General features: G+C 64.5%; 31 protein-coding genes and 2 tRNA genes. 7 read left to right on the top strand and 26 right to left on the bottom strand.

Going from position 1 to position 26,005, the window contains the following annotated elements; all coding sequences use genetic code 11:
- Window positions 1-56 precede the first annotated feature (56 nt).
- The 8 genes from ACI3KU_RS08530 to ACI3KU_RS08565 all read right to left on the bottom strand — a co-directional run bounded on the left by ACI3KU_RS08530 (window position 57) and on the right by ACI3KU_RS08565 (window position 7,969).
- Entirely contained in the window at window positions 57-1,016 is a 960-nt protein-coding gene (locus tag ACI3KU_RS08530; protein ID WP_404921887.1) for a hypothetical protein, read from the bottom strand.
- Between the two features lie 186 nt (window positions 1,017-1,202).
- Window positions 1,203-1,829 carry a hypothetical protein gene (locus ACI3KU_RS08535; RefSeq protein WP_404921888.1) on the bottom strand — a complete coding sequence of 209 codons (627 nt, stop codon included), beginning with the start codon at window positions 1,827-1,829 and terminating at the stop codon, window positions 1,203-1,205.
- A gap of 144 nt (window positions 1,830-1,973) precedes the next feature.
- Window positions 1,974-3,167, bottom strand: a complete 1,194-nt coding sequence (locus tag ACI3KU_RS08540; protein ID WP_404921889.1) for a M20 family metallopeptidase — start codon at window positions 3,165-3,167, stop codon at window positions 1,974-1,976.
- A gap of 4 nt (window positions 3,168-3,171) precedes the next feature.
- Entirely contained in the window at window positions 3,172-4,608 is a 1,437-nt protein-coding gene (locus tag ACI3KU_RS08545) for an MFS transporter (protein WP_404921890.1), read from the bottom strand.
- A complete protein-coding gene (locus tag ACI3KU_RS08550) occupies window positions 4,598-5,212 on the bottom strand; it encodes a TetR/AcrR family transcriptional regulator (protein WP_404921891.1) in 615 nt (204 codons plus the stop codon). The genes ACI3KU_RS08545 and ACI3KU_RS08550 overlap by 11 nt, the downstream gene beginning before the upstream one ends.
- Window positions 5,213-5,344: 132 nt before the next feature.
- Window positions 5,345-6,667, bottom strand: coding sequence for an MFS transporter (locus tag ACI3KU_RS08555; protein ID WP_404921892.1), 1,323 nt, complete (start codon window positions 6,665-6,667; stop codon window positions 5,345-5,347).
- Between the two features lie 73 nt (window positions 6,668-6,740).
- Entirely contained in the window at window positions 6,741-7,691 is a 951-nt protein-coding gene (locus tag ACI3KU_RS08560; protein WP_404921893.1) for an NAD-dependent epimerase/dehydratase family protein, read from the bottom strand.
- Window positions 7,688-7,969, bottom strand: coding sequence for a hypothetical protein (locus tag ACI3KU_RS08565; protein ID WP_404921894.1), 282 nt, complete (start codon window positions 7,967-7,969; stop codon window positions 7,688-7,690). The genes ACI3KU_RS08560 and ACI3KU_RS08565 overlap by 4 nt, the downstream gene beginning before the upstream one ends.
- Window positions 7,970-8,057: 88 nt before the next feature.
- Here ACI3KU_RS08565 and ACI3KU_RS08570 point away from each other — a divergent pair, with 88 nt between their 5' ends.
- Window positions 8,058-8,627, top strand: a complete 570-nt coding sequence (locus ACI3KU_RS08570; RefSeq protein WP_404921895.1) for a TetR/AcrR family transcriptional regulator — start codon at window positions 8,058-8,060, stop codon at window positions 8,625-8,627.
- Window positions 8,628-8,771: 144 nt separating this feature from the next.
- On the opposite strand, the gene ACI3KU_RS08575 is transcribed toward ACI3KU_RS08570, so the two are convergent.
- Window positions 8,772-9,200: a hypothetical protein gene (locus tag ACI3KU_RS08575; RefSeq protein ID WP_404921896.1), complete on the bottom strand. Its 429-nt coding sequence runs from the start codon at window positions 9,198-9,200 to the stop codon at window positions 8,772-8,774.
- A 116-nt stretch (window positions 9,201-9,316) separates the two neighbouring features.
- On the opposite strand from ACI3KU_RS08575, the gene ACI3KU_RS08580 reads away from it, so the two are divergent.
- Together ACI3KU_RS08580 and ACI3KU_RS08585 are read left to right on the top strand one after the other, a co-directional pair.
- On the top strand, window positions 9,317-9,607 hold the full coding sequence (locus ACI3KU_RS08580; protein ID WP_404921897.1) for a hypothetical protein: 291 nt from the start codon (window positions 9,317-9,319) through the stop codon (window positions 9,605-9,607).
- Window positions 9,608-9,938: 331 nt separating this feature from the next.
- On the top strand, window positions 9,939-10,805 hold the full coding sequence (locus ACI3KU_RS08585; RefSeq protein ID WP_404921898.1) for a hypothetical protein: 867 nt from the start codon (window positions 9,939-9,941) through the stop codon (window positions 10,803-10,805).
- 454 nt (window positions 10,806-11,259) lie between these two features.
- Here the strand turns inward: ACI3KU_RS08585 and ACI3KU_RS08590 are convergent, their stop codons facing one another.
- Window positions 11,260-11,808, bottom strand: a complete 549-nt coding sequence (locus tag ACI3KU_RS08590; RefSeq protein ID WP_404921899.1) for a helix-turn-helix domain-containing protein — start codon at window positions 11,806-11,808, stop codon at window positions 11,260-11,262.
- A gap of 506 nt (window positions 11,809-12,314) precedes the next feature.
- On the opposite strand from ACI3KU_RS08590, the gene ACI3KU_RS08595 reads away from it, so the two are divergent.
- Entirely contained in the window at window positions 12,315-12,950 is a 636-nt protein-coding gene (locus ACI3KU_RS08595) for a DUF3800 domain-containing protein (protein ID WP_404921900.1), read from the top strand.
- A gap of 366 nt (window positions 12,951-13,316) precedes the next feature.
- Here ACI3KU_RS08595 and ACI3KU_RS08600 read toward each other — a convergent pair whose 3' ends face one another.
- From ACI3KU_RS08600 to ACI3KU_RS08625, 6 genes are all read right to left on the bottom strand, one after another.
- Window positions 13,317-14,204: a hypothetical protein gene (locus ACI3KU_RS08600; protein ID WP_404921901.1), complete on the bottom strand. Its 888-nt coding sequence runs from the start codon at window positions 14,202-14,204 to the stop codon at window positions 13,317-13,319.
- A 100-nt stretch (window positions 14,205-14,304) separates the two neighbouring features.
- A complete protein-coding gene (locus ACI3KU_RS08605; protein ID WP_404921902.1) occupies window positions 14,305-17,010 on the bottom strand; it encodes a phage tail tape measure protein in 2,706 nt (901 codons plus the stop codon).
- Entirely contained in the window at window positions 17,003-17,491 is a 489-nt protein-coding gene (locus ACI3KU_RS08610; protein WP_404921903.1) for a hypothetical protein, read from the bottom strand. The genes ACI3KU_RS08605 and ACI3KU_RS08610 overlap by 8 nt, the downstream gene beginning before the upstream one ends.
- Before the next feature lie 143 nt (window positions 17,492-17,634).
- Window positions 17,635-18,075: a hypothetical protein gene (locus ACI3KU_RS08615; protein WP_404921904.1), complete on the bottom strand. Its 441-nt coding sequence runs from the start codon at window positions 18,073-18,075 to the stop codon at window positions 17,635-17,637.
- 14 nt (window positions 18,076-18,089) lie between these two features.
- Entirely contained in the window at window positions 18,090-18,674 is a 585-nt protein-coding gene (locus tag ACI3KU_RS08620) for a hypothetical protein (RefSeq protein WP_404921905.1), read from the bottom strand.
- Between the two features lie 16 nt (window positions 18,675-18,690).
- Complete coding sequence (locus tag ACI3KU_RS08625; RefSeq protein ID WP_404921906.1) at window positions 18,691-19,077, bottom strand: helix-turn-helix domain-containing protein; 387 nt, start codon at window positions 19,075-19,077, stop codon at window positions 18,691-18,693.
- Window positions 19,078-19,349: 272 nt separating this feature from the next.
- Between ACI3KU_RS08625 and ACI3KU_RS08630 the strand changes: the two genes are divergently transcribed.
- Window positions 19,350-19,796: a DUF732 domain-containing protein gene (locus tag ACI3KU_RS08630; RefSeq protein ID WP_404921907.1), complete on the top strand. Its 447-nt coding sequence runs from the start codon at window positions 19,350-19,352 to the stop codon at window positions 19,794-19,796.
- A 1-nt stretch (window position 19,797) separates the two neighbouring features.
- Here ACI3KU_RS08630 and ACI3KU_RS08635 read toward each other — a convergent pair whose 3' ends face one another.
- The 8 genes from ACI3KU_RS08635 to ACI3KU_RS08670 all read right to left on the bottom strand — a co-directional run bounded on the left by ACI3KU_RS08635 (window position 19,798) and on the right by ACI3KU_RS08670 (window position 23,867).
- A complete protein-coding gene (locus tag ACI3KU_RS08635; protein ID WP_404921908.1) occupies window positions 19,798-20,439 on the bottom strand; it encodes a hypothetical protein in 642 nt (213 codons plus the stop codon).
- The gene (locus tag ACI3KU_RS08640) at window positions 20,439-20,627 is read right to left on the bottom strand and encodes a hypothetical protein (RefSeq protein WP_404921909.1); all 189 of its coding nucleotides are present in this window, start codon (window positions 20,625-20,627) and stop codon (window positions 20,439-20,441) included. Before ACI3KU_RS08640 ends, ACI3KU_RS08635 begins: the two co-directional genes overlap by 1 nt.
- Window positions 20,628-21,164: 537 nt before the next feature.
- The gene (locus ACI3KU_RS08645; protein ID WP_404921910.1) at window positions 21,165-22,193 is read right to left on the bottom strand and encodes a hypothetical protein; all 1,029 of its coding nucleotides are present in this window, start codon (window positions 22,191-22,193) and stop codon (window positions 21,165-21,167) included.
- A 72-nt stretch (window positions 22,194-22,265) separates the two neighbouring features.
- The gene (locus tag ACI3KU_RS08650; protein WP_404921911.1) at window positions 22,266-22,514 is read right to left on the bottom strand and encodes a hypothetical protein; all 249 of its coding nucleotides are present in this window, start codon (window positions 22,512-22,514) and stop codon (window positions 22,266-22,268) included.
- Window positions 22,511-22,696, bottom strand: coding sequence for a hypothetical protein (locus ACI3KU_RS08655; RefSeq protein WP_404921912.1), 186 nt, complete (start codon window positions 22,694-22,696; stop codon window positions 22,511-22,513). The genes ACI3KU_RS08650 and ACI3KU_RS08655 overlap by 4 nt, the downstream gene beginning before the upstream one ends.
- Entirely contained in the window at window positions 22,693-23,244 is a 552-nt protein-coding gene (locus tag ACI3KU_RS08660) for a hypothetical protein (RefSeq protein ID WP_404921913.1), read from the bottom strand. Before ACI3KU_RS08660 ends, ACI3KU_RS08655 begins: the two co-directional genes overlap by 4 nt.
- A 27-nt stretch (window positions 23,245-23,271) precedes the next feature.
- The gene (locus tag ACI3KU_RS08665; RefSeq protein WP_404921914.1) at window positions 23,272-23,475 is read right to left on the bottom strand and encodes a hypothetical protein; all 204 of its coding nucleotides are present in this window, start codon (window positions 23,473-23,475) and stop codon (window positions 23,272-23,274) included.
- 101 nt (window positions 23,476-23,576) lie between these two features.
- Complete coding sequence (locus ACI3KU_RS08670) at window positions 23,577-23,867, bottom strand: helix-turn-helix transcriptional regulator (RefSeq protein WP_404921915.1); 291 nt, start codon at window positions 23,865-23,867, stop codon at window positions 23,577-23,579.
- On the opposite strand from ACI3KU_RS08670, the gene ACI3KU_RS08675 reads away from it, so the two are divergent.
- Together ACI3KU_RS08675 and ACI3KU_RS08680 are read left to right on the top strand one after the other, a co-directional pair.
- Window positions 23,866-24,552: a helix-turn-helix domain-containing protein gene (locus ACI3KU_RS08675; protein WP_404921916.1), complete on the top strand. Its 687-nt coding sequence runs from the start codon at window positions 23,866-23,868 to the stop codon at window positions 24,550-24,552. The genes ACI3KU_RS08670 and ACI3KU_RS08675 overlap by 2 nt on opposite strands.
- 160 nt (window positions 24,553-24,712) lie before the next feature.
- Window positions 24,713-25,723 carry a tyrosine-type recombinase/integrase gene (locus tag ACI3KU_RS08680; protein WP_404921917.1) on the top strand — a complete coding sequence of 337 codons (1,011 nt, stop codon included), beginning with the start codon at window positions 24,713-24,715 and terminating at the stop codon, window positions 25,721-25,723.
- An 80-nt stretch (window positions 25,724-25,803) separates the two neighbouring features.
- Here the strand turns inward: ACI3KU_RS08680 and ACI3KU_RS08685 are convergent.
- Both ACI3KU_RS08685 and ACI3KU_RS08690 read right to left on the bottom strand, forming a co-directional pair.
- Window positions 25,804-25,877, bottom strand: a tRNA-Met gene (locus ACI3KU_RS08685).
- Window positions 25,878-25,898: 21 nt separating this feature from the next.
- Window positions 25,899-25,970, bottom strand: a tRNA-Thr gene (locus ACI3KU_RS08690).
- Window positions 25,971-26,005 lie beyond the last annotated feature (35 nt).

Here is a 26,005-nt window from a genome sequence, read left to right on the forward strand (position 1 = left end):
GGAGGTTCGTGCCGAGATCCGTGTGCGGTCGTGCCGCGGTGCGGATCGGCCACAGGTCAGGGAGTCGCGTCCAGCAGCAGCCGCGCGAGGTCGGTGGTCACCCGGAGAGGATCGGCCTGGATCCGTTCCTCCAGTCGCTGCTCAAGCAGATCGTTCACGTAGGCGTTGCGAGCGAGCTGCGGCGCCTGCTCGAACGTGAGAAGTCCACCGCCGACCTTGTCGACGAGCACGAGCCGCTCTCCGCCCGCGAATCCGTCGATCACGGCGCCCGGCTCGGCATGCTGCATCGCGTCGAGGATCTGGGCGGAGTACAGGTCCTCCTTCGAGATCTCCTGCGAGTCGATGTGCAGTTCGTCGATGCTCACGCCCGCGGCGATGAGGCGATCGCGGAGCTCGGCAGTGTCCGGAACAGCAGCGGGCGCGATATCGGTCGAGAGCACCGCGTCGCCGCCGTGCACCCGCCAGACGGTGATGGCCAGATCGGACTCCTTGTACACGTTGCCCAGTCGCTCGAACGCCGCCCGCAGGGCAGCGTCATCGGGCGGCGACTGCTCGAGCAGCGCGGCACGCACGGCGTCCTTCAGCTCCTCGGCGCGGGAGCGGATGCGCTCATACGCGTCCACTCCCCCCGCTTCTTCGGCGGCTGCGTGAAACGGCGACGTGTCCACGCCGGCCTCCTCGGCGAGGCGGATCAGCGCGCAGTCGGCAGCGAGTGCGGAATCCACGGCCGCGGCGAGGGCGTCGACCGGTCGTGTCCCGTCGTAGTCCTGTCCCCAGAAGTCCGAGCCGTAGGAGGCGATGTCGTGCTGCGTCGCGAACTCCGTGCCGACCGCGCTCTGCAGACCGCGTCCGTACGTGACGGCTGTGGCGTCGGCAACGGAGGTGTCGCCGCACATCGCGGCACCGGTGCTGCCCGCGCGCGTGATCGCCCACGCTCCCGCCGAGACTCCGCCGATAAGAATGACGGCGATGACAGCACCGATCAGCGTCCGTCGTCCGTGACGTGCCCTCTGCATGTCTGTTCCTCCGGACTGCGAGTCGTGAACACTGTTGTTCACCAAGAGACAGTCTTAAACAGAGAGGAACATTAACGAAAGTTCGTGTTCACTATTGATCACTTCGGTCGCACCTCGGGCCGTCGCGCGTCGGTGGAAGCTGGAATCCGCACCCCGCACCGCGTTCGCGGCGGCGTTTTCGATCTATCACCGTTGCGATTCGATGGCCCAGTTCTGGAGGGCGAACGCCGCGAATGTCGGCATGAGCGCGATCAACATCGTGGCGGCGAACAGCGTGACGCCCACCGACGACGCCCCCGCGACCAGCAAGACGACGAGAATCAGCTGAAGGCTTACCGATACGACCCCCGATGCCAGCGCGGTGAAGAAATACACGCGCGATCGAAGCGGCACCGTGGGGATGAGGGCCACCCGGGTCAGGAGTGCGCCGATCGCCAAGACGCCGAGCACGCGCAACACCCACAGTCCTGAACCCATCGCAAAGCTGAAGAACTCAAGCAATGACGGGTTGAACACCAGCGACGCGCTCGCGAGGACAGCCGCCCCGAGTGCGAGCCACGATGCCGCTCCCACGACAGCCAGGGCGGCGAGCAGAGCGATAAGCACTCGTGCGCGGCGGGAGGTGTTGAGCCCGATGACAATGGCGCCCCACAACATCGCCACGGCTGACAGGAATCCCCCGGCGCAGAGGGTGATCAGAGGCCACGGCGACCCGGGCACGGGAACGAGGAAGAGGAACGCGACGATGCCCAGCATCACGCCGGAGGCGCCGAGCACCACCGAGATCCACATGGCCTGTGCCGGATGCGACATCACTGTCCCCTCCCCGTTTCGGCGAGTCTAGGCCCGATGACCGCCGTCGCCGCAGCAGCAGCTGCGCTCGGCGACGGTGCAGACCGTCGCGAACACCGTAGGGGCGCGCCGTCGAGAATTCGACGACGCGCCCCTGACGCAGGATCAGCGAGCAGTGCGCGCGAACGCCACCGCGGCGAGTGCCGCCGCCTGATCGCCGAGCACGGCGTCGTCGAACAGCACGCGGGGTGAGTGGTTCCACTCGACCGTGGTGAGGTCGGTCTCCGGCGGAGAGGTCATCAGGGCGATGAACGTGCCGGGCACCTCGTTGAGCACGAACGCGAAGTCCTCCGAGCCCATCATCGGCGTCGGCATGATCATCACGCGCTGCTCCCCGAAGGTGTCGCGCAGCACGTCGACCGCCTCGGCCGTCTCGGCGGGGTCATTGACGGTGACGGGGTACATCGTCTCGAACTGCACCTCGACCGTCAGCCCGTGCGCACTCGCGACACCCTCGATCACCCGGGGCAGTCCCTCCTGCAGCGTCTTCAGCGATGCCGGCGACATGTTGCGCACGGTGGCGGCGAGCTCCACCTGCTCCGGGATCACGTTGATCGCGCCATCGCCCGTGGACAGACGGGTCACGGACAGCACGATCGGATCGAACGCATCGAAGCGACGAGTCACGAAGCTCTGCAGCGCGAGCACGATCTCCGCGGCAGCCGGCACCGGATCGAGAGTCTGCTGCGGCTGCGATCCGTGGCCGCCGCGCCCCCGAACGGTGACGTGGAGCTGGTTGGATCCCGCCGCGACCGCGCCGGGTCGGGTCGCGAACATGCCTCGGGGGCCGGGCGCAACGTGGATCGCATAGGCCGCGACCGGGCGCTCCCCCGCGGCGTCCAGCAGCCCCTCGTCGAGCATGATCTTGGCTCCGCCGTGCCCTTCCTCTCCCGGCTGGAACATGAAGATGACGGAGCCGTGGAGCTCGTCACGGCGGGCGGAGAGGAGCTTCGCGGCACCGACCAGTCCCGCCGTGTGCAGATCATGACCGCACGCGTGCATGTTGCCATTGCGCGACGCGAAGTCGAGACCGGTCGCCTCGTCGATGGGCAGTGCGTCCATGTCGCCACGAAGCAGGACGGCGGGTCCGGGGTGCGCGCCGCGGAGCACGGCGATCACCGACGTGGTCGCCGTTCCGGTGCTGATCTCCAGGGGGAGGTCGGCGAGCGCGTCGAGGACCTTCTGCTGAGTGCGGGGCAGATCGAGTCCCAGCTCGGGGTCGGCGTGCAGGGCGCGGCGCAGCGCGACGAGGTCGGGCAGGATGTCGACCGCGTCTGCGGTGAAGTCCGGTGCTGTCATGGTTTCAGCCTTTCGTGGTGACGGTGGTGTCGGCCGGGCTCGGCATCCGCATGAATGCCAGCGCCACGGCGGCGATGACAAACGCTCCGGCGCAGACCGCCCAGATCGTGACATAGCCGCCGATCGACGAGGAGAGTGAGCCGGAGGCGGTGAATCCCGCGAGGATCACGGCGAACACCGCACCCGCGGCGGATCCGCCGAGCGTGCGGAGCGAGTTGTAGACGCCCGTCGCGATGCCCGTCTGGTCGCTGGGTGCGACCTCCGCCACCAGGGCGGGCAGCGCGCCGAGCAGCAGACCCATCCCGATGCCGTTGATCGCGGACACCAGGAAGATCTGCCACAGCTGGTCGTGGAAGGCGATCTGCACCAGCGATCCCGCAGCCGCCAGGATCGCGCCGGTCACGAGCACGGAGCGAATGCCCACCCGGCGAGCGATGGGCGCGAAGGTGGCGGCGCCGATGGTCGCGAGGATCGTGACGACGGCGGTGACGGCGGATGCCGTGCCCGCAGTGGCCGCGAAGCCGTATCCCGTCACCGCAGGATCGGCGGTGAGGAAGGTGGTCGACGGCGACTGCGCGCCGAACATGACCATGCCGAAAAGGAAGGCGGTGAGGTACACCGGGCCCATGCGCGGCGAGACGATCAGGCGGACATCGATCGCCGGCGACGAGGAGCGCAGCTCCCACAGCACCCAGAGCGCGAAGATCACGACCGCGGCCGCGAGCGTTCCGATCGTGGCTGCCGAGCCGAAGCCCTCGCTCGAGGCGAGTCGGAGGCCGAACAGCAGGACCACCATCGCGAGGCCGATGCCGACGAAGCCGAGCACGTCGACCTTCGCTCCGGTGCGCGATGTCGACTCGGGCACTTTGAAGAACACCGCATAGACGCTCACCAGGACGAGCAGCACCGGGATGAAGAGCGTCAGCGTCAGGTTGGGCAGCAGCGCGGAGAACACGCCGGCCGCGATGGTGCCGAGAATCGCGCCACCCGTGAGGAACGAGACCAGCAGTCCGATCGAGGTGCGGGCGGTCTCCCCCTTGATGCGGTTGTGTACCAGCGCGATCTCCAGCGGTAGCCAGACGGCGAGCGGGCCCACCAGGATCCGGGCTGCCAGAACCAGCGGATAGTTCGGGAGCAGGGCGGTGACGACGGTGCCGATCAGCACGGAGATCACCGCGATGCGCAGCATGCGGCGGTGGCCGAAGATGTCGCCGAGCTTCGACAGCAGCGGCACGCACACGGCGGCGGCGAGCGTCTGCACCGTGAGGAACCAGGTGATGTCGGCGTCGGAGACCTTCAGATGACCGGCGATCTCACCGAGCAGCGGAGCGTAGAAGCCCTGGACGAAGCCGCTCGCGAGCTCGCAGAAGATGAGGAATCCGACGACCGCGCGAGCGCTGACCTTCGGCAGGGATTGGGTGACGGGGGCGTCAATGGACATGGTGGACCTGTTCGTCGGAGTCGCCGGAACGACGCGGCGGGCGAGAGACGAGCGCGTCGATGATGTCGACGTACGAGTGCTCGGCGATGCGAAAGCGTTTGACCGACTGCCGGTACAGGGTGAGCCCGGCGATCGTGTCGAGAAGGACGTCATGGTGGACGTCGTCGGGGAGCTCGCCTCGGGCGATGGCGCGGTCGATGATCTCGATCCCCTGCGCTCTGCGGTGCTGGAAGAACCCGTCCCAGAGGGCCGGGAAGACGTCAGGCTCGAACATCGCGCGTAGCCCATGGCTCTGTTCGGGCGAGAGCTCCTGGTTTCGCTGGTTCTGCAGCGCGTGCTCGAGCAGGTCGGCGCGCACGTTGCCGGAGTCGGGCATCGTGCCGATCGTGACCTGCGACTGCAGCACGGCTGCGACCAGCGCTCCCTTGTCGGCGTAGCGCCGGTAGATCGCGGTCTTGCCACATCCGGCGGCCTTCGCGACCTGCTCCATGCTCAGTGCCGCGTAGCCCCGTTCGCCGAGAAGCGCTCCGGCACTCTCCAGGATGCGGCGGGTGAGGTCCTCGTCGGTCGGGCGGCCGGCGCGCTCAGAACTGGTCGACGTCATGCCAGAAACGATACGGTACGACGTGTTTCGTAAGTGTTACAGATGGATCACAATGAGAGCGCGGCGTTCCGGCGGTGCGTGGCATCGCACATCGTTGGATCCGATCGCCGCTCCCCGCGCGGGGAGATCCTCCTACGCCGCAGTATGCCCGGAAGCTGCTGCGGCTGCGGCTGCGCGCCGAGCGATCCACAAAATCCCCGCGGCCGCCGCGAGGAAGATCGCAGCGAGCATCGCCCAGCCCGCGAAGCCGAAGCTGATCGCTGTGGCGTTGACGACCATCGGAGAGGCGAGCGCCCCGAGCGAGAACCCCATGCCGAACACACCCTGGTAGGCGCCCGCACGCACGGGATCGGCCAGTTCGAAACTCAGGCCCCAGGCTCCGGCCTGCGACAGGATCTCTGCGAACGTATGCGCGACCATCGCGGCGATCAGCACCGCGATCGCAGCCCAGGTGGGCAGCCCCGCGGCGAGTGCGTAGATGAAGCACGCGGCCGCCATGAGCCAACCGGCGATCATCGTGACCCGACCGGCGACGCGGATATCGTGCGTGCCTCGGGACACGCGCACCTGGAACAGCACGACGAGGGCGGTGTTGAGGATTAGAAGCACGGACACGATGATGGTGGGTGCGTTCGTCTCCTGGGTGATCCAAAGCGGCACGCCGAGTTCGGCGACACCGAACTGCATCCCGAACACGGCGGAGAGGACGGTCAGCAGCAGGTAACGCGGATCCCGCCACGGCGAGCGGCGCCGCCAATCGCTGCGCTCCCGCTGCACCACCGTATCGATGGATCCTGTGGTGGTTCGAAGCGGAGCGGCGCTGCGCTTGGGGGCATCCGCGGAAGAGGGAATACGCAGCAATGGCAGTGCACCGATCGCGCAGAGCGCGCCGGCCAAGAGGATCACGCTCCGGTAGGCCGGTGCGGTGCCGAGCGCGAGCGCGATAGCGGCGATCCCCGAGCCGAGGGCGATAGACAGGTTCGTAACCGTGCGCAGCACAGCGCGAGCGTGCACACGGCGTTCCGGGGCGAGACCGCGGGCGATGATCGCCGATCGCGCCGTGTGCCCGACAGAGTCGAAGAATCCGGACAGGCTCGCCAGCACGAGCGCGGAGACGAAGTCGCCCGCGAGAGCGTACGACGCCAGCAGCAGCCCGCCGAGCGTCTCGCAGACGAAGGCGATCCGACGCGCGCTCCAGCGATCCGCGAGCCATCCGCCGACCAACGACGCGACGACCCCGAACGCACTCGATACGGCCAACACGACGGCGGCTTCGCCCGCACCCAACCCGAGGATCTGCGTGAAGAAGAGCACTGTGACGGTGAGGAAGACGCCGCGCCCGATGCGGGACACCGCGGTGGCGGTGACGAGCGCGCGGAGCACGGGATCACTCATCGAGGCGGTGAGGCGGTGCCACAGCCCCTGACGTACGGGGGCCGGTCCTGCAGAGCTCATCATTCGATCCTCCCACGCGTCACCTCAGCTCCGTGCCACTTGGCGGTGACGCGCGCGGGCCCGTCCGACGGGCTCAGCCCCGCGCTGCTGACATCTTGATGATCGTGATGCCGCCCGCGTCCTCAAGTTCGTCGAAGCGCACCGCGTCCGCCATTGTCACCGCGCCTCGCAGGCCCCGTTCCACGAGTCGGGTCGCCGCGATGGCAGCGAGTCGACCCGTCGCACCGGACTGCCCCTCGCCTGCGCCCGCGAGCGTCCGTCCCGACCCTCTCGCCACGGCGGTGACACTCCATGCCTCTCCCCCAACGTGCGGCGCGTGGCGCAGCAGCGGAGCCAACGCCGGAACAGCACCGACCAATCGCAGCGCCGCGGTCGCGAGTTGACTGTCCAGCGCGAGCCAGCTCCGAACGTCGATCCCGAGAGGACGCCCGACGAGCAGATCATCGGGAAAGTCCGCCCGCAGGTGCTCGCGCAACGTGCCGTCCAGGAGCGGGAGCTTCCGTCGTGAGCGCAGATTGGCGATCGGATGCGCCTCGGGTGCGGCGTACACGTTTTCGCCAGCGAGCCGCGTCGTCCATTCCACCGCTGCCGGACCGTGTGCTTCGCCGGCACCCAGCATCACCGCGACGTCGAACTCTTCCCCAGGCTGCGGATCGAGGGCGTGAAGGAGGACCGTGCTGAGCCCGGGAGCAATCCCCGCGCCCAGCAGGACCGTGCCGCCGTCCGGAACCCCAGCTGCAAGGCGCTCGAGGTGCGTCGCCGTGGCCGAGACGTCCACGAGTGGCGTCGCGCCGACTGCTGCCTGCACAGCGGCGGTCTCGAGTCCGCTGGCGTCGACGACCACGTCGACTCGCGCGGCCTCACGTGCCAGCCGCGCGAGTCCCGCCGAGGTCGTCGCGTCGATCGCGACGCCATCCTCTGGTGCTTGCCGACCGGCGCCGATGACCTCGTGCCCGCTGCGGCGCAGCCGGCTCGACGCGGCAGAGCCGACCGCTCCGCGTGCACCCAGGACGAGCGCCCTCATCGGCCCTGCTCCGATGAATCGGCGACGGAGAGCGGGGCAGAGCACGCCGCATTCACCACGTCACGCGAGACTCCGCGCCTGCGCTGCACCGCCTTCGCCAGCGTCGGAACACCCCAGAAAACCGCGAGAGGGACGACCACCGTGATGGTCAGAGCCGTGCGGAGCGGATCAGGCCACTCCGCGGTGAGTGGAGCAGTGACCGCCGAGACGATCAGCACCAGCGGGAGGATCACTGTCCAGGTGATCAGTGCTTGCACGGGGCGAGAGAGGGGGCGCATAAGAAATCCAAACGTTTAGTTGGATTTCAACGCTAGAGGCGATCGTCAGAAATTGCAACTAAACGGTTGGATTCGTTAGGCTGGGTGCATGTCATGGGATACGGAGGCCACGCGTCGCAAGCTCCTGGAGGCTGCCACGATCCAGTTCGCTCGCGCCGGACTGGCCGGCGCCCGCGTGGACACGATCTCCCGCGAGGCTGGGGTCAACAAGGAGCGCATCTACCAGTACTTCGGCGACAAGGCCGGGCTCTTCGCTGCCGTCCTCGCCGCCGAGGTCGATCACCTTCTCGACGGCGTTTCGGTGACGGGTAGCGGTGCAGATGCGCTGGGTCATCTCGCCGGAGCACTGTACGACAGCACCGCGAAACACCCCAACCTCCCCCGCCTCCTGGCCTGGGAGAGCCTGGAGCTCGCCGAACCCGTATCCGCCGACGGCCGCGCCGAAAATTGCGCGAGCATGGTCACGGCATTAGATGCCGCGCTGCCGAACCATGACCGCGCGCAGGCGGCTCACCTTCTCGTGAGTGTGATCACGCTCGCGCTCGCCGATCGTTGCCTGCCTCACCTCACCTCACTCGTGGCACCGGGCAGTGATGCATCGAATCGTCGAGCAGCCGTGATCGCTCAGGCGCGAGCGTTGGCTACTGTCGAAGGCTGAGCCGTGGGGCGAGTGCTGCAGGCGAGCGCCTCACATGGCTCTCCCCTTCAGCACGATGCTGGGAGCGTAGGCCGTCGCGTTCTCACCAGCACCGTGGAGGATGCAACAGCCTGGATGGTCTGCGATGCCGGAAGAGAGACGCGATCAGCCGCCCGGGCCAGACGGGTCGATCGGCGCGCCGTCTCCGTGCTCGGGAAGGTCTCCGCGCTCGACAGGCGACCCTGACGGCAGTTGGGGTGCATCGGAGAAGAGCAGCTCGAGTTCAGCGACCGATGGAACGTGCACTGCCTGCGCCGCTGCCCGCAGGTCACCGGCCGGAGCGCCGCGGCCACTCACACGAATGAGCACCGCGCCACGGACCGCGACATACTCGTGCACGTCACCCGCCGTCCGATGCCAAAGTCCGTCGTCGTCCTCTTCGCAGATCACGGCAGCGTCATATGCCTCGAGCAGCGGAGTCTCCGCGCAGCAAGGCGTGGAGGCGCACGACGCGATCCTACCCGGAGAGCCGGGCCGTGCTCCATGGCACAGGAGCATGATCCTCACACTGTCGCCGACCCGCAAGGTCGTCACGTAATCCTCCTCGAACCTGTGTTCCCCTCAATTTCGCAATGAACTTACGCGTGATAAGAACAAACATTCAATGAAGGGCGGGAAGATGGGAACATATCTTAAAGAGGGATGATCAGATGCGAGTGATTCGCTGGGCAACGAACGGTGGACAGGTCTTCACTGTCGGCCAGGAGTTCATCAAGTACGAAACCAGCCCCGCCCAGGCGCAGACGATGGCTTCCATCCTCAACGGCGGTCCCATCATCGACGTCAACCACGAGGGCTTCAACGCCATTCAGCTCTCGATGGGCATCCCGTGGACCGGCGTCCAGATGGCGACGCAGGGCAAGGGCTACAGGCCGGACGGCGTTCGCGTCACCACCAGCGGGAACATCTGGTCTCGCGTCATGGAGATCAAGAACAAGTAACCCGGCCTGACTGAGCTGAACTCCCCCGCACCGAACAGTTCGGTGCGGGGGAGTTTCGGTCGCTGCCGCGCTCGTCGCACGCCTGCCAAATCAGAAAACCCCCGGAAAACCGGGGGTCTTGATCTGTAGCAGGAGCGGGGCTTGAACCCGCGACCTCACGATTAGGTGCACGGTGGATTCGGGGGTTCTCAGCGCATATCAATAGGTATCGCTCCCCATGCAAATACTGGGCAGCACGCATCAGGAGGTATCACTAGAGATCAGCCAATGTGCGGGGTAAATGCGGGGTCTCCAATGTGTCCCACGAGGTGCGCTCTGCGAGACTCGCTGCATGAGCTTCGTAGATGCGCGCCATCCAGTGCCGGCTGATGAGGGTAGCGACTGGCTGTATCGCGACCCGAAGAAGGATCGCTGGCTCAGAGTGGAACTGCTAATCGTGACGGACGGCGCGCACCGTGTGAAAATCCAGCACCTCGACCGGGACATGAAGAGCGCCGCAGAATGGGTGCCAATCGGGCGATGCAAGGTGCCGTGGAAGCTGCGTGAGGACTACTTCGCCACCGAGGAGGCATGGGCGCGGTGCCGATCCCACCAGCCCGAAGACGCCGCGATGACGGAAGCAGCACAGAGTATCTTCCTGGACATCGTTCCGGGGGACGTGGCTTTCCCGGATACCGCGATGGCTGGTGTGCTGGAGATCTACGATCCTGAGCTGCTCGCGGAGATGACCGGTATGCCTGTCGAGGCCTTCAGCGAGCACCCTGACGCGTTCGTACATCACCAGTTGAATGCGCCATGGCCGACCATGCTGGAAGTGGTGAAGGTGCTGGCGAGGCGCTACCCGGAGAAGCTTCTGTCTCGACTGTCAGAGCACAAGCGGGAGGTTGACGAGCGGGAGAAGGAGCGGCTGGAACAGGGCGATCCTTGGTACGTGGATGAAGCCAAAGACGGCAACCGATTCGCGGGCCGCATCATCGGCTTCCAGCAGCGGAATGACCGAGCCATGAGGCTAATCGCCGGGTGGGTTGGGCACACGGATGATGGGCTCGCTGAGCGTCACATCGCTCTCCGGGACCAGCACGTTGAACTCGTGCTCGCCGTGCTTCCCGTGTTCGACCAACTGCGAATGCTTCGCACGAAGAAGGCAGATGCACTGATCGCTGAGCTTCGGGAGCTGATTGAGCGACCGATGCCCTGAACCGCACGCAAGCCGATGCTCCCCTCTGAGGCGACCGCGCTCGGTATGGCCATTGAAGAGATGGAGAAGCCGGCCGCAATGGAGCGCATGCGCGAAGGGCGCAACCAGTACTCGGAGCCCTGTGTTCCCGAGAACACAGGGCAGGCGCAGAGGTCGCGGGATATCGCCGCTGAGGCGGTGGGTATGTCTGGTCCGTCGTTCTCCCGCATGAAGACGATCGTCACGGTTGCGGAGAACGAGGATGAGTCAGATGACTTGTGCTCAACTCTGAGCGAAAGCCCCCGGAGATTGCGTTTGAAACGCGGACCTGCGGCGAATTAGCGTTAGACCTGACCGACGCCAATCACGAAGCCATTTGGTCAGGTCTAGCGACAGCTCGGATTCCGAATCGGATCACGGATTGTTCTAACCCGACTAGAACAATCGGTGTAGCAATGCTGTGTCTATCGGGGCGTCAAAGCGGCCCGAGGTCTTCGTCGGGGAGTTCGTTGATGAACCGGATCGCCTCGTCCATGGGAACCACCATCCTGGTTCCCGAGTAGCGGGGCGTGAGGTCTCCATTCCTGACATGCTTGTAGAGCTGGTCATCTGACACGCCCATCGCTGCGGCGAGTTCGGCAATAGTCAACGCTAAGCGTGGGATGTTCAGGCGCTCCTCTAGCTCAGAACGGACCACCTTTCGGATGCGTTCGATGTCCGTGATTGGGAGACGCGTCATCGGAACACGAGTGGGGCCGTCTTGGTCAGGCGGCGATGGAAGGAATTCCGTACCTCCCCGGAACTGGGGATGCGTCTCGTACCACGCTTCGCGTTCCTCCCACAGGCAGGGCAATCGTGCTCGATGTGTCCAGAACTGTTCACCCGTGTCGAGACGGCGCACCATGATCGAAGACTCGTAGGGCGGGCTGGCGTTCAGGATCAGCACAGGGGCCAACGGGCCACGCGCAACGCGGGTCTTGTACGCCCACTGCTCGCCATTGGCGATTCCAAGTGCCTTCGGCATGGCGCAACGGTAGCTGCTGAGTCCACGCGGGGTAGCGAACATGACCAATGCCTCAGGCATGAATGATCGAGGTTCACCACAAATGACACGTCATCGTTCATCTTTGACCAACATGATCATCACCGGCCGGGGAGGATGTTACGTCCGGTCGTGGCGGGAGTCAGCCATCGCCCTTCTGATGTCTGAGGCTCCGCGTATCCTGACGCCCATGCACGAACTCATCGACCTCAACGAGATCACCGACCGATCGTCAGGTGACCCTCTCATTCAGTGGCAGTGCGCATGCGGACGAAAGGGCTCAGGTGCGCGCACTCAGCAGGAAGCTGTGAAGGGGTTCCGCCGTCACGCAGGCGTCAGACGCACGACGCGCACTGCTACATCACGGCGAAACACAAACCTCCTCGGATGGTGACCATCATCGTGAAGGGGGGCATTCAGACGGGACGGCACCACACGCAGTTCGTCGCCAGTTGGCGTGGAGCGCTCCAAGCCAATAGCCTGACCAGATGCACGTCTTCATTGACGACTCTGGGGACCCTGGATTCGACTTCGCTGGTGGCTCGACTCGCTATTTAGTGATGGCCGCGTGCGTATTTGCGGAACCGCTTCACATCGAACACGCAGCGGACTGCATCCGCGAATGCGCGCAGAGAAATCGCATGCGACGCGAGTTCAAGTACAGCAAGACCCGTGACAGAATCCGCACCTGCTTCTTCGAGTGCACCGACCGCGCAACCTACTCAGTCAGATCGATCGTCATCGACAAGACGCGAATCTGGAGCCGGCATCTTCGAGAGAACCCCAGCGACCTCAAGAGCTACGCGATTAAGCAGCTGCTGACCCACAACGCCGGCACTATCCGGCAAGCGAAGGTAGTTGTCGACGGTCAGGACTCCCGTCCATTCAACATGACCGACCGGCGTTACTTCCAGGCAAACGTCAATCGAGACGCACCGGGCACGGTACGCGCAGTTGAGTTCGCGAACTCGGCGCAGAGCCTGCCCGTCCAACTCGCAGACATGACTGCTGGAGCGATACACCGGTTCGTGCGCGAGGATGAAAAGCACAACGCCGCTCACTTCGAGGTGTTTCGGCATCGAACGTGGGCGCGCGCCGGAGGGAGCATGTGGCGATTCGCCTAAACAGAGGCGGCCCGCGTCCTAGCCCCGTTTGTCGGGGGCACGCGCACCAGGAAGGGTGACTATTCGGACAGCGGGCCTCTGTGCTCTACAGACTACCAGGAAAAAGTATAGGGGGGGGTTGACTTTTCCTCCCGTTGCTCGCCGGCTATAGCTTGGCGCGACACTTCCGCGTGGGGGTCTCCTGCGGTGGAAGATCCGCGCTATGACTGGGATCGCGCTAAAAAACGGACCTTCGCGCACGCACAATCTGAGTGGCTATCCCCGGCGGTCCGGTGGGGTGAGAGAGGAGTACCCCGCACCCCCCTTGACGGGGAACAGGCCCGGAGTCATCAGCCTGTTCCCCATCTTGGTTGTGGTGCTGCGCGGTCAGTCGTTGGTGAAGGCGCTGGTCACTGCGGCATCCACGTTGGCCTGCTCACTGATGCTGCTCATGCGCGTGCTCTCGTCGTTCGCGGGTGCTGCCCAGAACACCTGAGCGGTGGTGCGTTCGGGTGCGGTGGGGAGGGAGCCTTCGATGAGTTCCGCGTTCTCGTCTCGGATCATCGTGGCGAGGACGCTGCGTGAGTGCGTGCGGGTGGTGAGCGTGTCGCCGGCCTGGTGCCCGCCGATGTCTCGGGTGAGCTTCACGGTGGCGTGCTCCGTGTGCGTGTCGTCGCGCTGGTCGTGGCGTTCGATGCTGTCGGGTGCGAACCAGTCGCTCAGGTGACTGGTGTTCGCGCGTACGATGCCGCGGATGTAGTTGTCGGGCTGGGTGAGGGTGCTGACTCGTCCGGCCCCAATGGCGATTTCGGATGTGCCGCGGATGGTGATGTCGTCCTGGTTCACGGTGAGGCCGGTGTCGGGTACTCCGAGGGCGCGGAGCCGGTTGGCCCATGCGTGGATGGCGGTGTTGCGTCGGTCGTTCTCTGCTCGGAATCGGATGATGGCCTGTGCGAGTTCTGCGGCTGCTGTTGTGAGGCCGGTGGTGGCGAGGTCGGGGTCTTCGAGGAGTTCTGCGATGGCGTCTGCGATGGTGTTTGCGGGTGCGAGCGCGTTGAGTTCGGCTTCCGCGGCTGTTCGGCTGGCGTCTGCTCGGAGTCGGGCGAGGTTGACGTTGTTCGTGTGGTTCGCGAGTCCGTCCGCGCTGAGGTTGCCTGCGAGTGCTGCGCTTGCGATGGCGTCTGTGTTCGCTTCGAGTTCTGCGAGTTCGGCGGCGGCGGTTGTTGCTGCGTCCGACTTCGGGGAGCGGAGGTTGATGGTGTGCTTGGTAGCCATTGAGTTGTTCCTTACTGCTTCGTAGGTTGTGCTGTGGTTGCCGAGGTCGGCGTGAAGCGAGAGGCCGCGTTTCAAACGCGGCCTCTCGTGGGGCGTGGGGTTACGCGCTCCGCACGGCGGTTGCAGCGCGTTCAGCGGAGATGCGTTCGACATCTCCGGGTGTAATGCCTTGCGGGAGTACGAAGGTCTGGCTGACTGAGACGTTCTTGGTCTCGCCACTGGGGCCGAGGACACCGAGCTTCTGCCCCGCATCCATCCACACACCCACGTTCCGGTCCCGAGACGACGGACGACCCGAGATGTACGCCTCCCACGGAACACCCATCTCCGCCTCAGCGAACTTATGAATGCCACCCTGGACGCCCTTGTAAACGCCAGACGGGAACCCGCCATCAGCGAACGCTTCAAGGATTCCACCGTCGTAGAAGGTGCCCATGCGTCCGCTACCTGACGTGTCGCCGTTCAGGTCGGGGAGGGTGGCACGGTAGTTGATCACTCCGGCGAGGGTGCCGTAGTTCGCAATGAAGTCGTCCAGCGTCCACCGGGCCTGTTCGGTCTGAGCGATCAGCTCGAACTCCTTCTCACCCGGGATGCCGTAGATCTCATCCGCGAGCTTCGCGGCCTCCTCTGCGGACCCGGTGAGTTCGGTGGCGTAGTCGATGAGCTTCTGACGGCCCTCTTCCATGCGCTGCCGCAGCCCATCAGTGCTGCCGTCGAGCTGGTACTGAGCGCCCGCCGCATCCCATGAGGTGCGCGCCAGATCGACCAGCATCTCCATGTTCCTCGCCCCGGCATCCGTGCTCGCGTCCAGCCCGTACCCGTACCCCTCAGCCCCGTCATGTACCTGTTGCATGCGCTCTTCAACGCCACGCAGCGCGTCCTGATACTTGATGTTCTGCGAGATCGCGTCCTGGCCCACACCGTTCGCCTTGTTGAGCGTGTCGAGCAGGTTGTTGAGTTCCGAGCTGAGCGCACTCGCCGCGTCGGACTCATCGATGTACGCCTGAGCGGCGGACTTGGATGCATCGGTGGCTTCGCCGGTTGCCTCTGTGAGCTTGGCGTCAGCGGCAGCCTTCTGCTCAGCCATCCGCTTCGCTTCCTCGATGGAGTCAGCTTCACCCTTCACACCGTCACGGATCTGCTGAGCGGCGAGAAGCTGTTCCCGTCGCTGCGGGCTCTTGCTGCCCGAGTACGCCATGTACTCCTCTGTCGCGGCCTGCACCTGAGCGATAGCGTCAGCGTTGCCCAGTGCCGCCTCGGTGACGAGATCCAGCCCGAGACCGAGCTTCTCGGCGGCGTCGTAGGCGGACTTCCCACCGTAGGAGCCCAGGGCAGACTGGGCGGCGAGTGCGGCCTTCACCTGGTCACGCGTCGCGGAGGTGACACGACGGGTGCCGTCCTCCAGCGTCGCCATGTAGTCCTCAGCCTTCTGACGCCCCTCGGCCTGCGCGTTGGCGAGGCTGAGCACAACCCCAGCGACCGCGGCAAGTGCGACGGTGATCCCACCACCCACGAGCGTGACGCGGCTGAAGCTCGTGTTCATCGCCGTCAGCGCCTGCCGGAACTCCACGATCTTCGGAATCGCGAGCAAGCTCGCTCCACCGACGCCCGCGATCAGGCCGACCGCGGCACCCGATACCTGGATGAGCTGCTGCGCCCACTGAGGCAGCTCGTTGTACCCGTCCACGAGACCCGTGAGGCCCTGCACGAACTCGCGGAGCGGGCCGTCCACGCCGTCACCCATGACGATGAAAGCAGTGTCCAGAGCGCCCGTGAACGCCTCCCAATCACCCTTCAGATTGTCGAGGCGAGTCCGGGCAGTCTCCGTCGCGTACCCCTGCTCGTTGAGGCGCTTGATCCACGCGAGCATGCCCTTCTCGCCCTCGCTGTAGAGGACATTGGCACCACGCACCGCGTCAGACCCGAACATGACCGCCATGGCCGCGTTACGCGCCTCCGGGGTCAGATCCTTCATCCGCTCCTTCAACTGGCCGGAGAAGTTCGCGAGCCCTACAAACTGGCCGTTCGCGTCATACGCGGAGATGCCGAGTTCCTTGAACTTGTCCGCTGCCTCCTTCGACTGCGGAGTGAGGCGCTGAAGCATCGTCTTCAACGACGTACCCGCATCCGAGCCCAGGAGACCCTGAGACGCGAACGCAGACAGTGCCGCGGTCGTCTCCTCGATCGACAGCCCTGTGGCCGCTGCAACCTGACCGCCCTGGGCGAGCGCCTGTGACAGGTCCGAAACGTCACCCATCGCCTTGCCCGCACCCGCGGCGAGAAGGTCAGCGACATGCGCCATGTCGGATCCTTCAAGCTTGAACGTCTTCAACGCGACCGCCGCGATACCCGCAGCGTCAGCAACACCAAGACCACCCGCAGCGGCGAGGTCGAGGGCACCGTCAAGGCCACCGCCGAGGATGTCCTTCGCGTCAACACCGGCCTTCGCCATCTCCTCGATAGCGTTCGCGGACTCCGTAGCAGAGAACACCGTCGCAGCGCCCGCATCCAGTGCCGCCTGACGCAGATCGGTGAAGTTCTCCACCGCATCCGCACCCGTCGCCTTCACAAACGACATCGCCTGGTTGAAGTCCGACGCCTTCGCAACCGCGATGGTTGCGATAGCAGCGATGCCACCACCTGCCGCGATGCCGGCCTTCCCGAGCGTGTCGAAGACCTTCTTCTGAGCGTCGAGCTTGCTCAGCGCCTCACCGACTTCACTGGTCTTCGAGGCGGCTTCATCCATGCTCTTGATGTAGTCCGCGACTTGTGCGGTCAGACGCACTTTCGTGATTCGTTCAGCCATCGTTTCGTTCCTTCCTCGCGCGATCCAGTGCGCGCGTCGGTTCAAGCACCTGCATTCCCCACAGAGCCGTGGAGATCAGCTCGCGCCCCTTGCCGTCCAGGACGCCAAGCATCTCCACCCACAGGTCCGAGCTGACTTCCTCGCCGCCGACCAGCACATGGTCCGTGGGGAAGTCGCGCGGAAGGGTGGCGCGGTTGAAGCCGGCCGTCTCATCGCGGACGACGTTGGCTCGCGGCGGGTGGTGATCGACAATGTCGCACCAGTCCTCGCCCGTGAGCGCTGAGAACGCAACCACGATCTCTTCACCACCGAGCAGCACAGGAACCTCAGTACCCGCGGCCTTCACGGCCTTTCGTTGCGCCTCGATCAGACCGCGAATGCGCGCCGACTCTGTCTTCTCCGCGGGCGGCTCAACGGCAACCGCCTGAGCTTCTGACTGGGCCTTCTTCACCTCTGCGATGAGTGATTCGATTCGGCTCATGGAGCCTCCTTTCAAAACCAAACGGCCCGACCAACACGTGACGTGCTGCGGTCGGGCCGTTTGGAAAAAAATGTCGGGGAGAGATGAGCGCAAAACCCGGAGGTCTTTCCGGGGTGGATGCTGACCCTTCTCCCCCCAGGGGGTCAGAGTGTGTCGGTGAAGAGTGATGCTGCGAACTCGCGCACGTCGCTGTCCTTGGGCTTGCCGGTGGTGCGGGCGTCGCCTTCACGTGTCGCGACGTTGCCGTTGATGGTGACCCCTGCGAGGCGTGTTGCCTGGGCGGTGAGGGTGGCTTCGTCGGTTCCGGTCAGGAGCACCTGTGCGTCTTCGTCTGAGAGGCCGTGTGCGTGCTGGATGCGCTGGACGAGGAGCTGGTGCTGGGCGTGGGCGAGCTGTGCTTCGAGGTCCGTGATGCGGGAGCTGGTGCTGCCGTCGTCGTGGCTCGTGCTGTTGTTCTGAAGGTCAGCGAGGCGTGCGTTCGCTTCCTTCGCTCGGTCTTCCCACTTGCGTGCGTGTCCCTTCCACTCTTCGATGGTGCTGAGCGGGTCGGGGGCGTCGGTGGTGGTGTTCGTGGTGTCGGTCATGTGTTGTCCTTTCGTCACGCGAAGTAGTTGAGCCCGCGGCCGAACTGGTCGCGGATGGTGCGGAGCTTGTCGAGATCGTTGGCGACCTGTGCTTCGGAGGGGCGAGCGGCCTGGAATGCTCGGACTGCTTCGGTCCAGTTGTTGCGGTGAGCCTTGCGGAACACTGCGGACGCAAGGGTGTGGTCGTTGTTGCGGAGTGCGCGGGTCATGACTTCGTTGGCCCGGTCCGCGGTGGTGATGGCTTCTGCACGGTCTTGTGCGTCGCGGAACACGATCAGGTTCTCTGGGCCGAAGCCACGAAACCCGTCGAGTCGGACTTCGAGCTTGGCGATTGCGTCGCGGATGATCTGGGTCTCCTGGTCGCGGAGGGTCTTCATCGCGGCTTTCTTGTTCTCGTTGTTCTCTGCGTGCTGGTTCGCACGGCCACGGTCGCTGAGGTCGGGGTCCGCGTCGATCTCAGCGGCGATGTTCGCGTACCGCTGGTTGGTGCGCTTGGCGTTCTCCCGGTTGACGAGGATCTTGGATGCCACGTCGAGGAGGTCGGGGGAGTCGTTCTCGCGGATGGTGAAGTTGTCATCGAGTCGTACGTGAAGGGCCATGTGGTCACCTCTCGTGTCAGGCCGGGCGTCTGCCGGCGAGGTACTGTTCTGCGTCCTCGGTTCGGATGAGCCATGCGCGGTCGTGTTTCTGCGCTTGGAGGAGGTTGCTGTTGATGTGGTTGCGGATGGTGTGTGGGTCCACTCCTGCGCGTTTCGCGAGGGTCTTTGTGGTCACGTATCCCGCTATCTCAGGTTTTCGGGTTTCCGGTGTTTCCTCGGGGCTCTGTCCGGCTGAGGTACTGAGGTACGCCATGCGGGTGAGTTGGATGTCCATGAGGAGTTGGTAGAGGCGTTCGGATTTGCCTCGGGCGTTGATGCGTAGCTGGTCGAGGTTCGCGGCTTGGCTGAGCATTGCTGCCGCGGGGCCGTCGAGGATGACGGCGTTCGCGATGCGGCGCGTCATGTGTTCTCTCCCTTCTCGTCTGGGCGGTTGGTGTTGGCGAGGCGGTCTACATTTCGACGCCTCATTCGAGGAGGCGTCAGAAAGGAACGACCGTGAATGGTCAATCGGTTTGTTGGCGTGTGCTGAAGCTCGTGGAGTTCGCTGTTCGGGTTCTGCGGGTAGTGGTGCGTTGTGCAGATGTGATCGCGACTGTGGGGACGTAGCCGCGAACGGTTGCCGGGGGGAGAAGAATGGTTCGCCCCGGCAACCGTCCGGCTGGCATGCTTGTGGCCATGCACAAGCTCGGATACATGACGGCGGTCGGGGCGCTCGTCCTCGCACTCACCGCATGCAGTGGCGGCACGGAGCCAGAAGCCAACGCAGGCACCGCAGACGCAACACCCATCACCATCGCAGAGCCGACAACAGAAGCCTCCACCGCAACGGAGACGGTTCCTCCGCTCGTAGCTGAGACGCCCAGTGCCGCCACCGCGGATGCCGACTACCTTGCCTTTGTGCGTGGCGACCTGGTCCCGAATACCGGCATCCGAAACGCGACAGATGAGCAGCTCATTGCAGCGGGGCATGATGCTTGTGATCAGATCTGGGCGGGAGCCGCCGCTGGGGACTTGCGACTGGTTGAAGGCGAAGAACCGCAACCAAGCGGGTACTTCGCAGATTCCGGATCGATAGTGACCGGCGCATTGAACTTCTACTGCCGGGAGCTCATCGGTTCCTAGCTCACAGGACTACTCGGCTGAGGTTTCCCGAGCCGTCCGAGTAGACAGTGCCCACCGTGGCGTTGTTGGCGTTCGCCCGCGGGATCGTGGGGAGTCCACCGAACTGGAATGCACCGGGTGAGTTCTGCATAATGATGCTCTTGCCGCCCGCGGTGACGATGCTGATCCCTGATGTGTTGAACACGATCTGGTGACCGTGGGCGCTGAGGTTCACACCTGTGCCTGTGACTACGATCTTCAGGTTCCCGACCTTGATCACACCACCCGAATCTGACGGGTCGATCACGACGTTCCCGGATGTGATCTTGCCCCCGGTGCTGAGCACGAGATCTGCCATCAATGTGACGAGCGATCGAAGCGTGGTCTCCGCGGAAACGTCCAGCGTGTCGCGGAAGAACGCGGGACCATCCCAGTCGAAGGTGCCGTCTCCGTCGAGCAAGCCGCTCACTCGTTGCCGCCCGGTCACGTCGATGGCGGGTGCGCCACCGGGCACAGACTGAGCGGTGAGTCCCTGCGCGGATGCGATACGCAGGCCGCCACGAGTGACCGATGAGTACCCGATCGGTGCAGCGGACTCCACCCGACGCAACCGACGCTCAGTGGCCTTCTCCGGCGCTTCCCCTAGTCGCTTACGGTTCACCATCAAGCCACCTCCGCATCGCTGCTGGATACCGACAGTTCGTCCGGTGACGGGGATGGGCAGTCCGCGGTGTGGATCACATCGAGGGTGACGTGGTTGGGGCGAGGGTAGTGGATGGTGATGGTGGAGTTGCAGTGCGCGCATCCGTTGAGGGTGAAGCTGGGGATCTCGATGGTGGTTTCGTTGGTCATGAGTTGTCCTTTCGGTCGGGGGTGGCGCAGTCGGGGCAGAGGTTGGACCATTGCCCGTGTCGGCGGATGCTGACCCATCCGGTGTGTTCGGCTCGGTCGATGAGATCGAGGCGTTGTTCGTCGTATTGCTGTGGGAGTGTGCGCATGCATTTGTCGCAGGCGACGAGTCCGAGCATCGTCATGTGGTTCCTCTCGGTGGAATGGTGAGGGCCGGTCACCGTGGATGGTGACCGGCCCTGTTTCGGCGGTGGGTGGATGGTTGTTAGGTGCGCGTTTTGGCGTGCAGTATCGGGCAGGTGTCGTCGTGGAAGACCTGGATCGCGTAGACGCCGGGTGCGATCTCGACGGTGCGGGATTCGCTGGAGCAGTCCGGGCAGCGGGCGATGGATGCGAGTGCCGTGATGCGTTCCTCTGTTCCTGAGATAGGGGGACGGGAACGAGGAACACCCAACGCGCCCGTTCCGGGAACGTTCCCGGAACGCCGATCCTTGGCCTGTACCTGTTCCTGACCCCCTGTGTGAGGAACGGGGAACGCGCTCATGCTGCGACCTCCATCCCGGCGTTGCTCCGTGCTGTCTGCCATGCGGCCCACGCGAGTGAAGCCTTCTCCGTCCCCCACTTACACCGGCCTTTCACGTCCCGAACCGATGCCGGGGGCGGGGTCAGTTCAGACAGGATCCTCACGAGTTCTGTCACGTCCTCACCGCCCGTGTTGCCACTGACCCGCGGCTGCTCGTTCTCGCCGGGGGCATCGAGATACCAGGTGAGGGCACCTTCGCGATCAACGAGCCGGAAGCGTGCTGCGAGCGGTTCCTTCCCTCGTGGGGAGTTCGCTCGTAGTCCACCGTGCCGGTCCTTCAGTATCACGATCTCCGACTTGCCGCCCGCCCCCGGGGTGAACGCCTCATCGACCGTAATGCGAAGCATCGTGCCGGAGATTGCCCGCTTCTTCGCACCGGTCCCGGTCGCTCCGTAGCTGCGCGATTGCAACCCTTTCGCGAGGTGGTCGATGATGACGACACATGCGCCGGCCATGGCAAACGGCTTGATCGCGGCGGCGTGCACCCGCGTGAAGTCGTCCGGGTTGTTCGAGTTGGCCGCGTAGATCGGCAGAAGCTCGCCCACTGAGTCGATGAGCACGAACGAGGGCTGCCAGATCTTCGCGTCTTCGATGATGCCCGCTATCTCTGTCGGATCTTCGGGCTCGGTGTACCGGAAGCGTGCTGGGTCGGAAAGCACTTCGGGCTTAATGCCGAACGACAGCATTCGAGAGATCGTGGCTTCAGCGCCGTTGTGGTCGAGATCAACGAGTAGTACTGACCCTCCGACGAACATCTCGTCGGCCGCGATCGCCTGTGCAAGCAGCGTCTTACCCGACTCAGGGTCGCCCACGAAGGAGTTGACGTGCCCTCGGTAGATCAACCCCACGCCGTCTCGTCGCAGTCCGCACGTCGGTGCAGGCGGCTCGATCGGCCCGCGAGCTATCAGCTCTGCCACGTCGGTGTACAGCTTCGGCGTGTAGCCCTTGCCGGACGCCGTGGCGGGCATGGTTCTTGTTTCGGTCATTCGACCTCCGTCTGTATGTACTTGTGAATACCGGAGGGCGAGGAAGCGTCAGTTGCTTCCCCGCCCTCCCGCTCATGTCAGTTGCTGAGCAGATCCGCCCAGACCTGTTTGGTGGCCCACCGTGTCGGCAGTGAGCTGCACGTACGCGTCAGCGAGGTTCACGTGAGAGAGAGCGCACGGGTCAGAGAAGCGGCTGACGAGCAGCTTCACGACCCCACCAGGCTCCAGCCCGTCGAGCGCGGCCATGACCTGGCGAGCCTGCCCCGCCTCCCGCTGTCGAAGATCGATCTCCACACACGTGGTGAGGCGTCCGATACTCACGCGCCACCTCCGCGCAGAAGGGGATGAGGCTCGGCAGGTTCGTCCTTGCACACATCGCAGAGGAGTTCCACGATGCGTCCGTTCGCGAATCGGATGAGCCATGCCGCCAGGACCTCCAGGTAGTCCTCAACGGTGACCGGGACGGCTACGGAGCAGCGGGAGCAGACAGCGTACTCGCTCATGCATGCACCTCCTCGTCCGCGGCAGCCCCTGACGGAATCCCCTTATCCATGAGGTCCGCGATCTCTGTCAGGCTGGCTCCGAGGTCACGAATGCGCTGCACGAGTTCGCTCGGCGTCAAGCTGTGCCACCCTGCAGTGTCACCGGGCATGAACACCACGGGTCTGTCCGCCTTCACGGTGCCGTCCGGGTAGGCGATGATCCCGGCCTCGACCTCTACCTCACCGCGGATGATCCTTGGCGAGAGGTACAGCATGTCGTCCTCGAACTCTGTCTCTGTGACCTCCGCCCAGGACGGGATCAGGTCACGCACGGCAGGGTGCAGGTCGAGCCATGCGTTCGCTGCTTCACTGACTACCGATGCGCTCATGCGTGTAGTCTCCGGCTCCTCCGGTTCCTCACGGACCCATCCCGCCGCGGTGAAGTGCTCACGCAGCACATCGAGCGCGCTGGCCGGCTGGTTCAGGTCGAGATCCCGGATGTCACCGTTGGGTGTGATCCAGCGCTCCGTGCTGGACGCGGTGAGGGTGGTGGACGTAGAATCGTTCATGTTGATTCCTTCGTTAGCTTGATGGATTCATTCGCCCTGTCCGCCGGTTGCAGCCAGCGGCAGGGCATTTTTGTGAGCGCGGATCGTACGCCCGCTCTGAGACTTCGTGAAGTGAAACTCAGGGCCGATCACATCGAGTAGTGCCTTCGCATTGACGGTGAAGACAGTCGCGCCGGTCGCGTCCTTAACCGTGAAGTCACGACCGCGGACGCTTGCGAGGATGCGCCGCACGACCTCGTTTCCAACGGGGTCAGCGTACGGAAGCGTGCCCGACAGTGTTTCAGGGACCTCGCCACTGTTTCCAGTTAGGCGAGCTAGGGACGTTGTGCCCGTCATCCCGCGAGGGAGTCCAGCCATTCGAGAACATCCTGCTTTCGATAGCGAATTGCTCGGCCGATTCGGACGGACCTCGGCCCCTTGCCTTCGACGGACCACCGGGCCAGCGTCGGGATGGAAAACTGCGTGACCTCCGCGATCTCCTTCCGTGTGCTGAGGTCGGGGAGGTGTTCAAGCGTCGTATTCTGCATTCCGTCTACTCCTAGAGACTTGTTCTGATCAGCATTGCATGCTGACAGAAGCAAGCGTAGCACGGGTTGCGCTCCTGGGCATAGGATGTTTCTCATGACAACTGTTGATGAGTCGTTCGGTGCCTCCGTCGCCAAGGCCCGGACACTACGCGGGATGAGCCAGAAGGAGCTGTCGTCAGCGCTGGCTCAGCTCGGGATGAAGGTAGACGCGCCGGCCGTATCGCGGATTGAGAAGGGCCAGCGTTCGTTGCGTCTTACCGAGGCGACGACGGTAGCTACTGCCCTTGGGGTAGATCTCACAGACCTGCTGCAAGAACCCGGCACGATACAGGAGCGTGTGTACGCGGCCTACGACCAGATTGGAATGCGCACCACTGAACTTGCGCAGGCCGCTTCGAAGTTCGCCCAGTCAATTTTCCGCCTCTCCAACCTCATCGAAGGCGCTCCAGAGCAGCTGAACCTTTTGAAGGATGGCGACGCTGGAGCCCCCGCGACTGGACGCGAAGTTCCGGCATGGTACTCACGGTTGCTCCGGTCGAGGTATTGGGACCTGAAAAGGGAGCGCGTCTCGCAGGATCGCTTTGCGATCTACTCAGCCGATGACGACATTGATGGGGTGCGCGCCGCTATCCTCGCCGCAATTGAGCCCTCGCTCGTGACCGTACAGGAGCACATGGCGCTTGAAGACCAAGGCGTGGTTCCCCGGTCTCTTCTCGATGCGGTGTGGGTCGAGAACGTGCTGGGGGGTGGAGATGGCTCGCCCCAGAACCCCGATCAGTAGCCACGGCTCGATTCTTGTACAAGCCGTCGCATACGTGGATGGCGAAGCCGGAGCGCGCCGCCGCCTCATCGTCATCGATGACCCACCGCGGAAACACCCGCTCTGGCGCGCCCGTTCCCGGCACCGTTTCGATGATGGGCGTCTCCGCCAGGTAGAGCGAATGGGGACCAGCAAGGCCGCTGCGGAACACGCGCTGAAGTCTGCGCTCACGACGATAAAGGCCTCCAGCGGGTCCGACACGAAGCGCGAAACGCGCCTGCAGGATCTCGCTGACCGTTTCCTTACGTCGAAAGCCGACCGCGCCCCTCGCACGGTTGAGGCATACGCCCACAGCATCGACACCGTCATTAAGCCCCGCATCGGAGACATCACCATCGGGGAAGCGACGCCTGACCGGCTGCAACGGTTCCTCGATGCTGTACGTGTTGAGAAAGGCGCGGGGACTGCCAAGACTGCCCGCGCCGTGCTCTCCGGCATGATGGGGCTTGCGACGCGCTCAGACGCGATCCAACAGAACCCCGTGCGCGAACTCGAACGCATCACCAAGAAGGCCACTGGGGCCACGCCGATCCCCCTGAACGAACTGGGGCCGATTCTTGAGAAGGTTCGATCGGACGAGCGCTTGCGCGAACTAGACATGATCGATCTCGTGGAGTTTGTGGCGGGAACTGGAACCCGCATCAGTGAAGCCGTCGCCCTCGCGTGGGACGATGTGGACATAGCCGCTGGAACGGTCACGATCTGCGCCAACGTGGTCCGAGCCAAGGGCAAGGGGGTCATCCGGCAGGATCACTCGAAGACTGAAGCAGGCACGCGCACGATCACGCTTCCGAGCGTGCTCATCGGCGTCCTGGGCGATCGACGGCTGCACACCGGTCCCAACACGCACAACTTGGTCTTCCCGACCGCGCTCGGCAACATCCGCGATCCACGCAACACCGCGCGAGACTGGGCCGACGCTCGAAAGCGACTCGGGATCGCGGACTACACGTTCCACAGCTTCCGCAAGACCGTGGCCACAGCTCTCGACCAGGCCGGCCTCTCGCCTCGCGACGTTGCCGAGTACCTGGGGCACGCTGACCCATCGCTGACCATGGGTGTCTACATGTCGAAGACGGTCGGCGGCACTCGCGCATCTACCGCACTGGATGGCGTTCTCGGCTCGCGTTGAATGTGCGGGGTTTATGCGGGGTTGAGCGACACGACAGGAGCCCGAACGCAAGAAAACCCCCGATTGATCGGGGGTTTCTGTAGCAGGAGCGGGGCTTGAACCCGCGACCTCACGATTATGAGTCGTGCGCTCTCACCAACTGAGCTACCCTGCCGCACGGCATTTTCATGCCTTGAGCCCCGAGTCAGGATTGAACTGACGACCCCTTCCTTACCATGGAAGTGCTCTGCCACTGAGCTATCGGGGCGCTGTCACCCTCACCGGGGCAACTCATCCAGCGTA

Source organism: Microbacterium sp. ZW T5_56 (assembly GCF_044987425.1).
Taxonomy (GTDB): Bacteria; Actinomycetota; Actinomycetes; order Actinomycetales; family Microbacteriaceae; genus Microbacterium.

Excerpts from the sequence above, each read along its gene's own strand:
- ACI3KU_RS08530 (WP_404921887.1), bottom strand. The coding sequence starts at position 1,016 with ATGCAGAGGGCACGTCACGGACGACGGACGCTGATCGGTGCTGTCATC.
- ACI3KU_RS08535 (WP_404921888.1), bottom strand. The coding sequence starts at position 1,829 with ATGTCGCATCCGGCACAGGCCATGTGGATCTCGGTGGTGCTCGGCGCC.
- ACI3KU_RS08540 (WP_404921889.1), bottom strand. The coding sequence starts at position 3,167 with ATGACAGCACCGGACTTCACCGCAGACGCGGTCGACATCCTGCCCGAC.
- ACI3KU_RS08545 (WP_404921890.1), bottom strand. The coding sequence starts at position 4,608 with ATGTCCATTGACGCCCCCGTCACCCAATCCCTGCCGAAGGTCAGCGCT.
- ACI3KU_RS08550 (WP_404921891.1), bottom strand. The coding sequence starts at position 5,212 with ATGACGTCGACCAGTTCTGAGCGCGCCGGCCGCCCGACCGACGAGGAC.
- ACI3KU_RS08555 (WP_404921892.1), bottom strand. The coding sequence starts at position 6,667 with ATGAGCTCTGCAGGACCGGCCCCCGTACGTCAGGGGCTGTGGCACCGC.
- ACI3KU_RS08560 (WP_404921893.1), bottom strand. The coding sequence starts at position 7,691 with ATGAGGGCGCTCGTCCTGGGTGCACGCGGAGCGGTCGGCTCTGCCGCG.
- ACI3KU_RS08565 (WP_404921894.1), bottom strand. The coding sequence starts at position 7,969 with ATGCGCCCCCTCTCTCGCCCCGTGCAAGCACTGATCACCTGGACAGTG.
- ACI3KU_RS08570 (WP_404921895.1), top strand. The coding sequence starts at position 8,058 with ATGTCATGGGATACGGAGGCCACGCGTCGCAAGCTCCTGGAGGCTGCC.
- ACI3KU_RS08580 (WP_404921897.1), top strand. The coding sequence starts at position 9,317 with ATGCGAGTGATTCGCTGGGCAACGAACGGTGGACAGGTCTTCACTGTC.
- ACI3KU_RS08585 (WP_404921898.1), top strand. The coding sequence starts at position 9,939 with ATGAGCTTCGTAGATGCGCGCCATCCAGTGCCGGCTGATGAGGGTAGC.
- ACI3KU_RS08590 (WP_404921899.1), bottom strand. The coding sequence starts at position 11,808 with ATGCCGAAGGCACTTGGAATCGCCAATGGCGAGCAGTGGGCGTACAAG.
- ACI3KU_RS08595 (WP_404921900.1), top strand. The coding sequence starts at position 12,315 with ATGCACGTCTTCATTGACGACTCTGGGGACCCTGGATTCGACTTCGCT.
- ACI3KU_RS08600 (WP_404921901.1), bottom strand. The coding sequence starts at position 14,204 with ATGGCTACCAAGCACACCATCAACCTCCGCTCCCCGAAGTCGGACGCA.
- ACI3KU_RS08605 (WP_404921902.1), bottom strand. The coding sequence starts at position 17,010 with ATGGCTGAACGAATCACGAAAGTGCGTCTGACCGCACAAGTCGCGGAC.
- ACI3KU_RS08610 (WP_404921903.1), bottom strand. The coding sequence starts at position 17,491 with ATGAGCCGAATCGAATCACTCATCGCAGAGGTGAAGAAGGCCCAGTCA.
- ACI3KU_RS08615 (WP_404921904.1), bottom strand. The coding sequence starts at position 18,075 with ATGACCGACACCACGAACACCACCACCGACGCCCCCGACCCGCTCAGC.
- ACI3KU_RS08620 (WP_404921905.1), bottom strand. The coding sequence starts at position 18,674 with ATGGCCCTTCACGTACGACTCGATGACAACTTCACCATCCGCGAGAAC.
- ACI3KU_RS08625 (WP_404921906.1), bottom strand. The coding sequence starts at position 19,077 with ATGACGCGCCGCATCGCGAACGCCGTCATCCTCGACGGCCCCGCGGCA.
- ACI3KU_RS08630 (WP_404921907.1), top strand. The coding sequence starts at position 19,350 with ATGCACAAGCTCGGATACATGACGGCGGTCGGGGCGCTCGTCCTCGCA.
- ACI3KU_RS08635 (WP_404921908.1), bottom strand. The coding sequence starts at position 20,439 with ATGGTGAACCGTAAGCGACTAGGGGAAGCGCCGGAGAAGGCCACTGAG.
- ACI3KU_RS08640 (WP_404921909.1), bottom strand. The coding sequence starts at position 20,627 with ATGACCAACGAAACCACCATCGAGATCCCCAGCTTCACCCTCAACGGA.
- ACI3KU_RS08645 (WP_404921910.1), bottom strand. The coding sequence starts at position 22,193 with ATGACCGAAACAAGAACCATGCCCGCCACGGCGTCCGGCAAGGGCTAC.
- ACI3KU_RS08655 (WP_404921912.1), bottom strand. The coding sequence starts at position 22,696 with ATGAGCGAGTACGCTGTCTGCTCCCGCTGCTCCGTAGCCGTCCCGGTC.
- ACI3KU_RS08660 (WP_404921913.1), bottom strand. The coding sequence starts at position 23,244 with ATGAACGATTCTACGTCCACCACCCTCACCGCGTCCAGCACGGAGCGC.
- ACI3KU_RS08675 (WP_404921916.1), top strand. The coding sequence starts at position 23,866 with ATGACAACTGTTGATGAGTCGTTCGGTGCCTCCGTCGCCAAGGCCCGG.
- ACI3KU_RS08670 (WP_404921915.1), bottom strand. The coding sequence starts at position 23,867 with ATGAGAAACATCCTATGCCCAGGAGCGCAACCCGTGCTACGCTTGCTT.
- ACI3KU_RS08680 (WP_404921917.1), top strand. The coding sequence starts at position 24,713 with ATGGGGACCAGCAAGGCCGCTGCGGAACACGCGCTGAAGTCTGCGCTC.